Here is a 13,929-nt window from a genome sequence, read left to right on the forward strand (position 1 = left end):
TGTCCGGCGGCCGCCGCCTGTGGCCGTGAGACGTGCGCGCTAGTTCTTCGAGCCCTTGCCGACCCTGACGGTCTTGCTGGACCGGGTGTCGAGCGCCATCTCGTCCGCGTCCGCGACCCGTGCCTTCAGCCGCACCGTGCCGGTGGCCGGATCCTCGACGTCGACCACCTTCGACAGCAGCTTCGCCGTGTCTTCGTTGCCTGATTGGGCGGCCAGCTGGACCGCTCGGCCGAGCTTCGCCGTCGCGGTGTCGAGGTCGCCGTTCTTGCGCGCCTCCAGGCCCGACTGGATCGCGTCGGCCAGTTCCGCCTGCCCGGTGTAGTGCGCCACCTGCCGGTTGATCTTGGTGGAGAGCGCGGCGTCGTCCGTCCACACCGCCCGGATCAGGCCCTGGCCGAGGACCGATGCCTGGCCTGAGCTGTCGATCATGACCAGCGAGGCGCGTGCGGCGAGCATCTCGTCTCCGACGGTGCCGGGGCGCACGGCCACGCAGACGTGGTAATCCCTTGATTCTGCGCCCCACGCCCCGGTCGGGTAGTCGCCCGCGAGCGGTCCGGTGGCCACCCGCTTCGCGGTCAGGTCCGCGACGGCCGGGGCGACCTGCTTGACGAACTTCACCGAGGCACCCTGCGGCGACCACAGGCGCAGCCGCACGTCGGCGACCGCCTTGCCCATCGCGTTGCCGATCATCGCCTCGAAGTCCGCGGCCAGGCCCCGTGGGTCCGCGACGATGTCCACCGTGCCGAGCAGTCCCTGGGCGACCCGGCGCAGCTCCGCCACCACCCAGTCGGTGCCGACGCCGCGGCAGTCGCAGGTGAACCGGCCCTCGCAGCGGGCGATCGCGGCGTCGAGGTCCGGCGGCGACTCGTGCTCGTCCTTGCCGTCGGTCAGCAGGATCGCGTGCCGGATCGCGCCCTCGTGCCCGGTGAACAGCCGGTCGGCGAGGGCGAGCCACTGGCCGATCGCGGTGCCGCCGCCCGCGGTGAGCCGGTCCACCGCGGCCTTCGCGGCGGCCCGGGTGGAGGCGTCGGCCGGAACCAGGTACTCGGTGCCGGGGAAGACCATGCGCGCCACGTGCGTCCCGGCGACCACGGCGAACGGCACGCCGTCGCGGATCGCGTCGATCGCCGCCTTGGTCGCCTGCCGGGCCGCGGCCATCTTGGTCGGCGGATAGTCCATCGACCCGGAGCAGTCGACCATGACGATCTGCGCGGCGCGGGCGGTCGACGGCCCGGCCGGGGTGCCGGTCGAGGTGACCGTCACGATCGCGTTGACCTCGGCCGCCCCGTCGGAGAGGTATTCGTTCTGGTAGACGCTGACGCTGAACTGTGGCTGCGCGCTCACTGGTCGCTCCCCTCGACAGACGGCACACGTTGCGCGTCGATGTCGGCTGTGATCTCGGGTAATTCGATCGTCGCGGTGTCGCCGACCGGCTCGGGCGTCCTCGGCGGGGAGGCGGCCAGCACGACGGTGATGTTGTCCTGGCCGCCGCCGTCGAGCGCCACCGCGGTCAGCGACGCCGCGCCCGCCGCGAGGCCGCCCCAGCCGCCCGCCGCGAGCCGGGAGAGATCCGCGGCGTCCCAGACGTAGTTCCACAGGCCGTCGGAGCAGACGAGGACCAGGCCGGGGCCGTCGGGGACGAATTCGCGCAGGTTCGGCGGCTCCTCCGGGGCGTCCGGGCCGAGCCAGCGCAGGATGGCGTGGGCGTGCGGGGCCTTATACGCCTCGCCCTCGTCCACGTCGCCCTCCGCGACCAGTTGCCCGGCCCAGGTGTCGTCGTCGGTCAGGCGCGCGGATTGGCCGTCGGCGCCTGCCAGCCAATAGGCGCGGCTGTCGCCGACCCAGCCGACTGTCACCCGGTCCGTTTGGATCACGGCGGCGACGATGGTGCAGGAAGGGGCGTTGGCGCGGTCCGGATAGCCTTCGGCCAGCTCCAGGACCGCGCGCTGGGCGGCCTCGATCGCCGCGCCGGTCGACTCGAGCGCGGGCCCGCCGCCGCGCATTGAGGCCACCAGGTCGTCGAGCGCCGTGTCGGCCGCGATCTGGGAGGCGCGGTCGGGGTCGTCGGAGGTGGACACCCCGTCGCAGACCACGACGACGGTGGCCGGCGCGTCCGTGTCCGCGCCGAGCACGGCGAGCGCCATCGCGTCCTCGTTGCGGCTGTGGCGCAGCCCTTTGTCGCTGACGCCGGCGACGGCGCCCAGGTCGCGCTCGACCCGGTCCCGGGCCGAGGGGGCCAGCCGCCCGCACTGGTCGCAGTACCTGTCGGTGAACTCGGTCGAGCCGCAGGCCGGGCAGGGCAGCACGCCGTCGCCGACCGGTTCGGCGCGGCGCACTTTCAGGTCGGCGCCGCACGCTTCGCAGAACCCGTCGTCGGGCAGCACTTCGGCGCCGCAGGCGGGGCAGGCCGGGGTGGCGGAGGCGGCTTGGACGGGCGGCTCGGCGGCGTCGGGGTTCATCAGACGACGGTCCTGGGACGCACCGAGTTGGCCCGGTCCACCAGTTCGATCCGGGTCGCGCGGTCCGGGGCCATCCGGGCGCGGGCCCGGTACGCGCGCTCCAGGGCCCGGCGCACGTCCCGTTCACCGAGGCCGGCGTCGAACACCCGGTGGTGGTCGCCGGCGAGCCTCGGGTTGGCCGAGGTCCATTCCAGCGCGCCGTGCAGCACCGTGCACACCAGGGATTCGTACGCCTCGCCGTCCAGGCCGAGCGCTCTGACGCGGGCACCGAGGTCGCCCAGCTCGGTCGGGGTGGCCGCACCGGCGAAGCCCGGCGAGTTTATCCGGATCCTGATCGCCTCGATCTCGGCGGCGGTGTGGTGGATCGACGACTCGGGGACCTGCGCGAGCACGCCGACCGCGCCGGTGTGGTCGCCCTGCGCGACGAGCAGCCGGGCCAGGGCGAACCCGGAGGTGACGTACGAGCGGTCGACCGCCCAGACGAGCCGGTGGTAGTGCTGGGCGTCGTCGGGCAGCCTGGCCAGTTCCGCCGTGACGGCGATGGCCAGCTTGGGGGCGGTCTCGCCGGGCAGCTCGTCGTAGCAGAGCTCGAAGTGGCGGCGGGCCCCGTCGGTGTCCGCCTGCGCAAGGGCGAGCAGGCCCTGGTACCAGTCGACCCGCCAGTCGAAGGCGTCCTCTTGGTGCAGCATGTCCAGCCAGTCGGACGCGTCCTTGAACTGGCCGCCCTCGATCGCGGCGCGCACCAGCCGGTAGTAGACCTCGGTGGACGGCTTCGGCAGCCGGTTCAGGGCGCTGATGACCTGGGCGGGCGGCCCGCCTAGGGTGGCCAGCGTGCCGGCGTTGGGGTCGGTCGGGTCGACGGTGGGGATGGGCAGCCCGGCGGCGAACTGCGCGCCGCTCGGCGTGCCCAGGTCGGTGCCGACGGCCGCGCGCTCGCCGGTGAAGAGCGTGGAGATCGCCGGCCGCGGCCGGCCGCTGTCCAGGGCGAGGACCTCGCGCAGCACTCCGGTCAGCTGCGCGGCCATCTCCACCGCGGCGGAGAAGCGGCGCTCGCGGCGCGCGTGGGTGGCCCGCCGCAGCGCCCGGTCGAAGGACTCGTACCTGGCCAGCAGCGGCACGTCCTTGCGGGGCGGCAGCGAGGTGGCGTAGGTGGAGGTGTAGCCCTTGAAGTCGAAGGCGAGCACCGCGAGCATCCGGCCGACGGTGAACAGGTCGGACTCGATCGTCGGGCCCACGTCGGCGATCTCCGGGGCCTGATAGCCGACGGTGCCGTAGACCGCCGAGTCCTCGTCGTCGAAGGCGCGCACCGCGCCCATGTCGATCAGCTTGAGCTGCTCCTCGGACTGGATGATGTTGTCCGGCTTGAAGTCGCAGTAGAGCAGGCCGATCGAGTGCAGGTAGCCGAAGGCGGGAAGGATCTCGATGGCGTAGGCCAGTACCTGCGCGAGCGGCAGCGGGGCGCCGCCGTTCTGCTCCTTGTAGTCCAGGGCGATCTGCTTGAGCGACTTTCCGCCGACGTACTCCATGACGATGTAGTCGCCGGAGGCGTGCTGGACGAAGTTGTAGATCTTCACCACGTTGGGGTGCTCGACCTCGGCCAGGAACTGGCGCTCGGCGATCGCGGCGGACATCGCGTCCGCGTCGCCGGTGTCGAGCAGGCCCTTGAGCGCGACCCAGCGCCCTGAGACGTTGTTGTCCCGGGCCAGGTAGATCCAGCCGAGGCCGCCGTGGGCGATGCACCCGAGCACCTCGTACTGTCCGCCGATGACCTCCCCGGCGGACAGTTTGGGGGTGAAGTCGTAGGCGCCGCCGCACTTGGCGCAGAAGCCGCTGGTGCGGCCCGGGCGCCCGTCCCGGCCGCGGCCGACCTGCGTGCCGCAGTTCGAGCAGAACCGCTTGTGTTCGGGGACCTGCGGGTTGGCCAGCACCGCCTCGCTGGGGTCGCGGTATTCGACCTCGGGGATGTCCACCAGTCCGAGGCCGAGTCCGCCGCGTCCGGTGGAGCGGGAGCCGCGGCTGGAGGACGTGCTGCGGGAGGTGGTCGTGCGCGCGGAGCGGGCCGAGCCGCGGGTGCGGCCGGTGCTGGTGCGCCCGGTGCTCCGGGTGCCGCTGGTGGTGCGTCCGCTGGCAGCGGTGCCGGTGTGGGCGACGCCCGGCTGCGCGGCTATGCCGCAGGTGTCGCAGTACCCGTCTTCAATGGTGCCGCCGCAGCCGGGACGTGCACAGCGCTGCGGGCCCGCCGTCGCCGTCGTCCCCGACTTCTGCGCCAGCCCGCAGGTGTCGCAGTACCCGTCTTCGATCGTGCCGTCACAGCCGGGCCGACCGCATTTGACCGCCCCGCTCATGCTCCCACTCCCCCTCGACCACTGGTCTCGTCCAGCGCCAGAACCGCCTTCTGGTACACCGAGAGCGCCTTCGTGGACGCCGCCAGATCGCACGGTTGCGACCAGAGCAGCTCCCTCGCGGCTTGATAGTACGCCTCGAGTCCGGCATCCTCCGACGCTCCGAATCTTGCCGCGCGCACCCGGTAGGCGGCGAGTCTGCCCCGCAATTCCTCGCGCCTTTCTAACAGCCCGGTCAGCGCCTGATGTGTGCGGTTGGCCACGGCCGACGCGGCGTCGATGGCGCTCTCGAGGGCTGCCGCCTCCTCCGCCAGCCGCCGCCACAGGCCGCGCTCGCGCAGATCGGTCAGCGCGGCAAGGCGGGCGCGCAGGGCCGCGGCCTGGTAAGTGCGCGCGGGCAGGGCGGCGACCAGGATCTTCTCCCGGACGCGGGCCTCGGCGGTGCGCTGCGCTTCCTCGACCTCGTCGATCCGGTCGATCAGCCGGGCCAGGTGCTGCGCCCGGCGCTCGAAGTCCGCGCGCAGGTCGGCGGCGCCGGACACGCTGGCGGCGACCGACTCCAGGTCCTCGCGGATCCGGGCCAGCCGGGCCGGGAAATCCGAGCGCGGCGCGCTCAGCCCGATCGGATCGGCGAAGATCTCGCGGCGCAGCGCGCTGTACGCGTCGCCGACGCCCGCGACGGCGGCGGCCAGCGTCCGGTCGTCGAGGCCGCGCACGGCGGCGATCACCTGCTTGAGCCGCTCCTGGACCGGATCGGCCTGCTGGAACAGCCGGTTCCAGGCGGCCTCGACGGCGCCCACGAAGTCCGCGGCGAGCTGGTAGTCGTTCTCCATGCGGGAGAGCGTCTCGGCCAGTGTCGAGGTCTCGGTGACGACGGACGGGCCGAGCAGGGTGCGCTCGGACAGCGTGACCGCCTTGCTGGACAGCGTGATCGACTTGCCGCGCAGCAGGTCGGCGATGGCCAGCAGTTCCTCGGGCCTGGGCTTGGGGCGTCGGCCGCGGATCTCCCCGGCCCGGTTCAGCACGTCCTGGTAGGCGGTGTAGTTGTCCCACAGCGCGGCGATCCGGCCCGAGGCGCGCTGCCAGCGCTCCGCGGTGACGCCGGTCAGCGGAGCGCTGTCGAGTAGCTTGTAGCCGGAGTTGTCGGCGAGCGCGAGCAGCGCCTCGGAGATGCGGGCCGCGTCGGCGCCGAGCCGGGCCAGCTCGGCGTCCACGGCCTCGCGGGTCGGCGGGCCGAAGACCGGGAATGCCATGGCCACCACGTTAGTCGGCACACCCGCAGCGGCGGCAACAGTTCGAAGCCGACCGTGCGCAGCCCGGCTCCACCGCCGGCGTATCCGCCGTCGTCGCCACCCCGCCCCTCCCCGATTTCGCGCGTCGCGCCGTCGCCGGGCGATCGCATCCACCATATTCCATTCCCCGGGTAGGGGGCGGGCACACGGGGACGGACGCTGAGGGATGCGATCGGCGCGGCTCAGACTTCGGCGAGCAGGGCGGGCAGCTCAGTCAGGGCATTGAGACGGAAGTCGGCCTTGGCTATGACGTCCGGGTGATCGGCGTAGTAGTAGCCCCAGGGGCCGCGGCGTACGTGTGCGGTGCGCAGGCCGGCTTCCCAGGCCGGGCGCAGGTCGTTGTCAAGGCGGTCGCCGACGTAGCAGATCCGCTGCGCGGTCACGCCCGGCCGCAGGGTGGCGCAGACCTCGACGATCTTGGTGAAGAACCGCGGATCGGGTTTGGCCACGCCCCAGGCCGCGGAGGTGGTCACCAGGTCCACCGGCAGGCGCAGCGACTCGAGGATGTCGTGCGACCGCGCCGTCTGGTTCGCGGCGATCACCACGAGGTATCCGGCGTCGCGCAGCGCCTGCATGGTCGGGCGGGCGTCCGAGTAGAGGTCCGGCTCACCGTATCCCTCGGCGCGGCCGGCCACCGCGCGGCGCTCGCGCTCCTCCTCGAGGTCGAAGCCGGGCCGGAAGTACTCGAACACGGCGACGTGGTCGCGGCCGGCGCCGACCACCGCGCCGAACAGGGCGGAGAAGGTGTGGCGGGGCACGCTGAGCCAGTCGGCCCAGGCGTGGTACTCGACGGTCTCGTCGACCAGGGTCTCGCCGACGTCGAACACGACGGCGTCGACGGTGCGGGACTTCGGGAAGGGGAAAGGGTGGCGGGTCTCCTCCCGCGGCGCGGGGCCGGGGGCGGGAGTGATCAGGGGGGTGGGGGTGGTCGACACGATCAGGCTCCTGACGCTGTGTCTGGGATTGTAGGGCTCGAAGAAAGACGTGCAATTGCGGCTGCACGTGCTTTTCCATCCCGTGTGCGAGTGTAGGCACCCTACGAGGTGACTGGCACAACTTCTACCCCGACAACCACTCGTACGTGTGACGGTGTGGCAGACAACGGCGCCCGGCCGTGGTGGGGGCCGGGCGCCGAATGGGCTCGTATGTTCGAAGCGCCGCCGGAGCACACGGCGCGGTCGGCCAACTGGTTCAGACTCAGCGTCGGTTCAGGCGCGGCGTTGGTCCAAATGCAGCGTTGGTCAGCTGCTGCGGGTTCAGTGGCCGCCGAGGGCCAGTTCCACGATCTTCACCACAACCAGGACTGAAGCGACCGCCAGGTACAGGCGCAGCACGCCCATCCCGACCTTCTGCTTGGTGGCCATCGTCGCCCGGCCGATCACCGCCAGTGGCGGCATCCGCCAGTCCGCGGCGCCGGTCCGGTCGATCGGCGCCGCGTGCGGGCGGCGGCGCCGCGCCGCCACGACGTACCCGGCCGCGCCGAACCCGGCCGCGGCGCAGGCGGTGACGATGTCGGTGATCTGCCCGGCGGTGATGTTCGGGAAGAACACCGCGGCCACCAGGATGATCGACAGGGTGACCAGCACGCCGAGCACCGTGGAGGTGAACAGGTTGGTCTTGCGCCCGTTCACCCACGGCCCGAGCACCTGCTTGTCGTTGCACAGCACGAGCAGATACACCGAGGCGGAGGGCAGCAGTACCCCGGCCATCGCCTGCACCCCGTTGGTGATCACGCCCAGCGGCGAGCCGGGGATCAGCACGATCGCCGCGGCCGCCGCGATCAGGCCGACGTAGACCCCGTAGAAGCCCTTGGCCTGCTTGACCCCGCGGTGCAGCGAGTGGTTGACGCCGAAGGTGTCGCCGATCGCATAGGCCGTCGAGAGCGACACCGCGAACGCTCCGATGATCGAGGAGTCCAGCAGCGCGATCGCGAACACGATCCCGGCCAGGTGCCCGGCCTTCGCGGCGATCGCCCCGGCCAGGCCCTGCGCGTCGGTGAAGCCGCCGGCCAGGTGGGTCCCGGCGACGGCGGCCGCGGAGAAGCCGATGATCGCCGCGGCCCCGATCACCACGACGACGATGCCGATCCACAGGTCGGCCTTCTCGTACTTCATGAACCGCGGGGTGATCCGCTTGTCGATGACGTACGACTGCTGGAAGAAAAGCTGCCAGGGCGCGACGGTCGTGCCGACCAGCCCGATGACCAGCAGCATGACGGTGGACATCTGCGCGCCGCCGGGCACGCCGGGCACCAGGAATCCGCGCGCCATCTGCCCCGCGCCCGGGTGCAGCGCCAGCGCGAGCGGGATGAGCAGCAGGGTGCCGGCGCACAGGGTGATCACGACCCGCTCGAAGCGGCGGAACGACCCGGTGGAGGCGGCGGCGATGACCACGGCCCCGGCGGCGATCACCGAGGGCACCTTGGGCAGGCCGAGGTAGCCGACCGCGAGGGTGATGCCGATGAACTCGGTCACCAGGGTCAGGGCATTGAGAAGGAAGAGGTCGATGATGCTGAACGCGCCCCAGAACTTGCCGAAGCGCTCGAGGATCAGCTTGCCGTGGCCGACGCCGGTGACGGCGCCGAGCCGGACGACCATCTCCTGGTTGACGTACAGGACCGGGATCAGCAGCAGTAGCACCCACAGCAGGTGCGTCCCGAAGTTCTGGCCGGTCTGGCCGTAGGTGGAGAAGGCGCCGGCGTCGTTGTCGCCGCACATGACGATCAGGCCGGGGCCGACGATCGCCAGCAGGGTCTTGACCTTCGCGGACAGGCCGGTGCGGGCGGCGGTGTCGCCGAGCTTGATGGTGCCGAGGGCGCCGCGGATGTCGCCGACGTGGGCGTCGTCGAGCACTGCGTGGCGCACGACGGGGACGGTCGCGGAGCCGTTGGGGGCAAGAGTCAGGTCGGTCATGGCGCGTCCTTCCTCCACGCCACGCACACGGCCGCGCCAGGAGGGTTGGGAACTTGGCGCGATCGAATGCGTGCGTGCGGTCGGGCGGCGTCGTCCATGGGCCACGGCCGCGGACCCGTTCGGACACACGGAGGCGACGCTGCTCGATGAGCAGAGCGCGTCGCAGGGGGCTCAGTGCGTCAGAAGATCAGGCGGCCGGCGCGGACCACGCCAAGGCGGATGAGGGGCGTGTTCGCGGGGACGGTCCCAGGTTTCGCAGGGCCCGTACTATGGCCGGGACTGCTGGGTTCCATCGTCGTCTCGCCTCCCCTCGTCCGGTGCGCCGTGACGCACGGCCAACGTGAAGTCAAACAATAGGTGAACAGCAGATGTCCCGCTACCCCACGGGCGCACCGCTCACAACACCTACAAAATGACCGTGCCCAAGCATGTACCCAGGTCGGGACCCTCGTCAAGTGCAGATGCACAGTTGCACTAAACCGTGTCTTTACCCGGCCTTGATGCAAGCGCGGCGTCGCACCCGACGCGGCGTCAAGGCTGGAATCGATAGCCCATTCCGGGCTCGGTCAGCAGCTGGCGCGGGCGCGACGGCTCCGGTTCGAGCTTTTGTCTCAGCTTCGCGAGATAAAACCGTAGATAGTTCGTCTCCGTGTGATACGCCGGGCCCCAGACCTGTTGCAGCAGCTGCCGGCCGGAGACCAGCCGCCCCTGATTGCGCACCAGGACCTCGAGCACCGCCCACTCGGTCTTGGTCAGGTGCACCTGTTCGGGGACCTGCTCGGGGGCATCCGGCATCCGCCGCACCGTGCGGGCGGCGAGGTCGACCGTGTAGTGCCCGATCGTGACGACCGGTTCCGCGGTGTTCTCCGCGTCGGAGCGGCGCAGCAGGGCCCGCAGCCGCGCCATCAGCTCGTCCATCGAGAAGGGTTTGGTCACGTAGTCGTCGGCGCCCGCGTCGAGCGCGTCCACCTTGTCCGCCGAGTCGGCGCGGCCGGACAACACCAGGATCGGCACCTTGGTCCAGCCGCGCAGCCCGCCGATCACATCGGTGCCGTCCATGTCCGGCAGGCCCAAGTCCAGCACGACCACGTCCGGCACGTGCTTGGCGGCGGCCTCGAGCGCGGAGGCCCCGTCCACCGCGACCGCCACCTCGTAGCCGCGCGCGGACAGGTTGATCCGCATGGCGCGCAGCAGTTGCGGCTCGTCGTCCACCACGAGTACCCGGATCACGCCAGCAACTCCTCGTCCTCGGCGCTGACCGGGACCGGCGCGGTGCGCGCGGCGGGCAGCGACACCACCATCGTGACACCGCCGCCCGGGGTGTCCTCGGGGGTGAGCGTCCCGTCCATCGCCTCGACCAGTCCGCGGGCCAACGCGAGGCCGAGGCCCACGCCCGCGGTGTTGTCCCGGTCGCCGAGCCGCTGGAACGGGCGGAACACCCGGTCGCGCTCGCCTGCCGGGATGCCCGGGCCGCGGTCGATCACCCGCAGCTCGACGTGAATGCCGAGGGCCGAGATATTGATCATGATATCGGAGTCGGTGTGCTTGGCCGCGTTGCCGATGAGGTTCGCCACCGCGCGTTCGAGCAGCGCTCCGTCCGCCAGGGCCGGCGGGGTGCCGGGCGCGGGCGGCTCGAGGGTGACCCGGCCTGTTGCGTCCGGCTCGTCGTCCACGGCCCGCCCCACGATCTCGACCAGGTCCACCGACTCCAGATTCAGCTTGAGCGCGCCCGCCTGCAGCCGCGACATGTCCAGCAGGTTCTCGACCAGCCGGGCGAGCCGGTCGAGCGACTGCTCCGCGGCCTCCAACAACTCGGCGCGGTCGGCGGCGGACACGTCGAGATCGGGATCGCGCAGGGTGCCGACGGCGGCCATGGCGGCGGCCAGCGGGGTGCGCAGGTCGTGCGAGACCGCGGCGAGCAGCGCGGTGCGCATCCGGTCCGCAGCCGCCAGGGTCTCCGCCTCGGCTGCGGCCCTGACCAGCCGGCGGCGTTCGAGGGCTGCCGTGGCCTGCGCGGCGAACGCGGCCAGGACGCGCTGGTCGGCGGCCGGCAAGGTTCGCCCTCGCAGCGCGATCACCGCGTCCGGCCCGGCCTCGACGACGGTGTCCGCCTGGCCGGGGCACGCCGGAGGCGTGGAGCCCGTGGATGCGACGACGGTCCAGCGGCCCGGGTCGTCGTTGTCGTCGGGCCGATGTATTCCGGTACCACGGGCTCCGGCGTCGGCCGCTTCGCGGGTGCGCTGGAGCATGACGACCGACTCCATGCCGAAGGTCTCGCGGAAGCGTTCGAGCAGCGCGGAAATGGCCGAGTCGCCGCGCAGTACCGAGACCGCGAAGGCGTTCAGCGTCTCCGCCTCCGCGGCGGCGTTCGCGGCCCGCCGCGACTGCTTGATCGCCAGGTCCACCACGGAGGCGACGGTCAGCGCGACGACGGTGAACGCGATCAGGGCGATCCAGTTGTTCGCCTCGGCGATGGTGAACGTGTGGACCGGCGGGATGAAGTAGTAGTTGAGCAGGATCGAGCCCCACACGGCGGCGATGAACGCGGAGCGCAGGCCGCCGAGCCGGGCGATGGCCACGACGGCGACCAGGAAGATCAGCGTCTTGCTGGTCAGGTTCAGTCCGCGCGGCACGTTGGCCAGGATCGCCGCGAGCGCCGGGGGCACCACGACGGCCGCGACGTGCCCGCGCAGGCCGCCACTCCCCCACGCCGCCTCACGCAGCGGGTTGGGCGGCAGCCACCAGGGGCGCTGGCGTTCTTGATTCGGCTCCTCGTGGGTGACCATGTGCACGTCGATGTCGCCGGACAGCCGGATCGTGGTCTCGCCGATGCCGCGCCCGGTCAGGAACCGGTTCACCCGGCTGCGCCGCGAAGTGCCCAGGACCAGCTGCGTGGCGTTCTTGGCATTGGCGAACTCGATCAGCGCGCGGGGCACGTCGTCGCCGATGATCGAGTGGTACGTGCCGCCGAGCGACTCGACGAGATGGCGCTGCGCGGCCAGGGCGTTGGGGCTCATGTCCCCGGCCAGTCCGTCGGAGCGGGCGATGTGGACGGCCAGCAGTTCGCCGCCGGCCGAGCGTGACGCGATCCGCGCGGCGCGGCGGATGAGCAGGTCCCCGGCGTCGCCGCCGGGCAATGCGACGACGACCCGTTCGCGGGCCTCCCAGACTCGGCCGATCCCGTGGTCCTCGCGGTAGCGCTGCAGGACTTCGTCGACCCGGTCGGCGACCCAGAGCAGAGCCAGCTCGCGCAGCGCGGTCAGATTCCCGACCCGGAAGTAGTTGCCGAGCGCCGCGTCGATCTTCTCCGCCGCGTACACGTTCCCGTGCGCGAGACGCCGCCGCAGGGACTCCGGCGACATGTCCACCAGCTCGATCTGGTCGGCGGCCCGCACCACATCGTCCGGAACCGTCTCGCGCTGCGGCACCCCGGTGATCCGCTGCACGACGTCGTTGAGCGACTCAAGGTGCTGCACGTTGACGGTGGTGATCACTTCGATCCCCGCGTCCAGCAGCTCCTGCACGTCCTGCCAGCGCTTCTCGTGCCGCCCGCCGGGGATGTTGGTGTGCGCGAGCTCGTCCACCAGCGCGACCTGGGGACGGCGGGCGAGCACCGCGTCCAGGTCCATCTCCTTGAACTCGCGGTCCCGGTAGACGCGGGGGAGCGGCGGCACCACCGGCAGGCCTTCGAGCAGCGCCTCGGTGCGCTCGCGACCATGGGTCTCGACGAGGGCTACCACCACGTCGGCGCCCCGGTCCGCCCGGCGGTGCGCCTCTTCGAGCATCTTGTAGGTCTTGCCTACGCCGGGGGCGGCCCCCAAGTAGACCCGCAGCTTGCCGCGCATACTCAGATCCTCCCACCGCTGACCGGCGGTTGTGGACCGCGACTGCTCCGGTCGCCGCCCGGCTCCACAATGTCCCTCCACGGCGCGCCGACGAGCGCCGCGCCCGATCATTCCGTTTCGCAACGATTCGACCGTCGACGATCCTGTTCACCCTTTCCGCTACCCGACTTCTGAATTAACTTCAATCGCAGCCGCGTGGCCGGGCAGGTGGACCGCCGCCGCCCGCACCCCGCGCTCCTGCCCACACCGGATCAGGGAGCACATATGCGCCTGCGCCGAAAGGAAAATCCCACCGCTGCTGCCACCCGCCGCCCGCGCCGCGGTCCCCGTGCGGTCCTGGCGGCCCTCCTGCTCGCCGCGCTGCCCGCGGCGTCCGCGCCGGCTCTCGCCGCCGGCATCCCCTCGCTCTCGTTCGCCCCGCACTCGGCGGCGGCCCGGCTGGATCCGGGCGCCGTCGGAGCGATCCGGAACGCCACCAGCACCAACTGGTCCGGATACGCGGCCCACTCGACGAAGTACACCTCCGTCACCGCGACGTGGCGGGAGCCGAGCGCGAGCTGCGGCTCGGCCACCACGTACGCCAGCTTCTGGACCGGCCTGGACGGCTACAACAGCTCCTCGGTCGAGCAGACCGGGACCCTGGTCGAGTGCGTCGGCGGCACGCCGCGTCAGTTGTCGTGGTACGAGATGTATCCGGCCAACCCGGTGTACTTCAGCAACAGCCTCGTCGCCGGGGACACGGTGACCGCGACGGTCACCGCGACCTCGTCCGGCGCCTTCACCCTCATCCTGAAGGACTCGACCCGGGGGTGGAGCCACACGATCCACAAGACGAACAGTTCGCTGGCCCGCTCCTCGGCCGAGGTGATCGCCGAGGCCCCGTCGTCGAGCACCGGCGTACTGCCCCTGGCCAACTTCGGCACCGTCTCGTTCAGCGGCTCACAGATAAACGGCGGGACCCTGGGCGCCTCGAGCCCGACCGAGATCAACATGGTGTCGGGCTCGACGACCAAGGCGTCGTGCAGCGGGATCTCCGGAGGCACGGCGTTCAGCTGCACATGGCACCACTCGTGATTGGT

The 13,929-nt window shown here is 71.6% G+C and carries 9 protein-coding genes; 1 reads left to right on the forward strand and 8 read right to left on the reverse strand.

What is annotated here, in order from left to right; translation table 11 throughout:
- Nucleotides 1-39: 39 nt before the first annotated feature.
- The 8 genes from VGZ32_RS05230 to VGZ32_RS05265 all read right to left on the reverse strand — a co-directional run bounded on the left by VGZ32_RS05230 (nucleotide 40) and on the right by VGZ32_RS05265 (nucleotide 12,850).
- Complete coding sequence (locus tag VGZ32_RS05230) at nucleotides 40-1,344, reverse strand: VWA domain-containing protein (protein WP_326884668.1); 1,305 nt, start codon at nucleotides 1,342-1,344, stop codon at nucleotides 40-42.
- Nucleotides 1,341-2,459 carry a PP2C family serine/threonine-protein phosphatase gene (locus VGZ32_RS05235; RefSeq protein WP_326884669.1) on the reverse strand — a complete coding sequence of 373 codons (1,119 nt, stop codon included), beginning with the start codon at nucleotides 2,457-2,459 and terminating at the stop codon, nucleotides 1,341-1,343. The genes VGZ32_RS05230 and VGZ32_RS05235 overlap by 4 nt, the downstream gene beginning before the upstream one ends.
- The gene (locus VGZ32_RS05240) at nucleotides 2,459-4,804 is read right to left on the reverse strand and encodes a serine/threonine-protein kinase (RefSeq protein WP_326884670.1); all 2,346 of its coding nucleotides are present in this window, start codon (nucleotides 4,802-4,804) and stop codon (nucleotides 2,459-2,461) included. The genes VGZ32_RS05235 and VGZ32_RS05240 overlap by 1 nt, the downstream gene beginning before the upstream one ends.
- Nucleotides 4,801-6,054 (reverse strand): hypothetical protein, encoded by a 1,254-nt coding sequence (locus VGZ32_RS05245; RefSeq protein ID WP_326884671.1) that lies wholly within the window; start codon nucleotides 6,052-6,054, stop codon nucleotides 4,801-4,803. Before VGZ32_RS05245 ends, VGZ32_RS05240 begins: the two co-directional genes overlap by 4 nt.
- 221 nt (nucleotides 6,055-6,275) lie before the next feature.
- Nucleotides 6,276-7,028, reverse strand: a complete 753-nt coding sequence (locus VGZ32_RS05250; RefSeq protein ID WP_326884672.1) for an HAD family hydrolase — start codon at nucleotides 7,026-7,028, stop codon at nucleotides 6,276-6,278.
- A gap of 321 nt (nucleotides 7,029-7,349) precedes the next feature.
- Nucleotides 7,350-9,005, reverse strand: a complete 1,656-nt coding sequence (locus VGZ32_RS05255; protein ID WP_326884673.1) for an NRAMP family divalent metal transporter — start codon at nucleotides 9,003-9,005, stop codon at nucleotides 7,350-7,352.
- A 531-nt stretch (nucleotides 9,006-9,536) separates the two neighbouring features.
- The gene (locus tag VGZ32_RS05260; RefSeq protein ID WP_326884674.1) at nucleotides 9,537-10,235 is read right to left on the reverse strand and encodes a response regulator; all 699 of its coding nucleotides are present in this window, start codon (nucleotides 10,233-10,235) and stop codon (nucleotides 9,537-9,539) included.
- Nucleotides 10,232-12,850 (reverse strand): sensor histidine kinase KdpD, encoded by a 2,619-nt coding sequence (locus VGZ32_RS05265; RefSeq protein WP_326884675.1) that lies wholly within the window; start codon nucleotides 12,848-12,850, stop codon nucleotides 10,232-10,234. Before VGZ32_RS05265 ends, VGZ32_RS05260 begins: the two co-directional genes overlap by 4 nt.
- 264 nt (nucleotides 12,851-13,114) lie before the next feature.
- Here VGZ32_RS05265 and VGZ32_RS05270 point away from each other — a divergent pair, with 264 nt between their 5' ends.
- Nucleotides 13,115-13,924, forward strand: a complete 810-nt coding sequence (locus VGZ32_RS05270; protein WP_326884676.1) for a G1 family glutamic endopeptidase — start codon at nucleotides 13,115-13,117, stop codon at nucleotides 13,922-13,924.
- Nucleotides 13,925-13,929 lie beyond the last annotated feature (5 nt).

Source organism: Actinocrinis sp. (assembly GCF_035938995.1).
Lineage (GTDB): Bacteria > Actinomycetota > Actinomycetes > Streptomycetales > Catenulisporaceae > DASZGI01.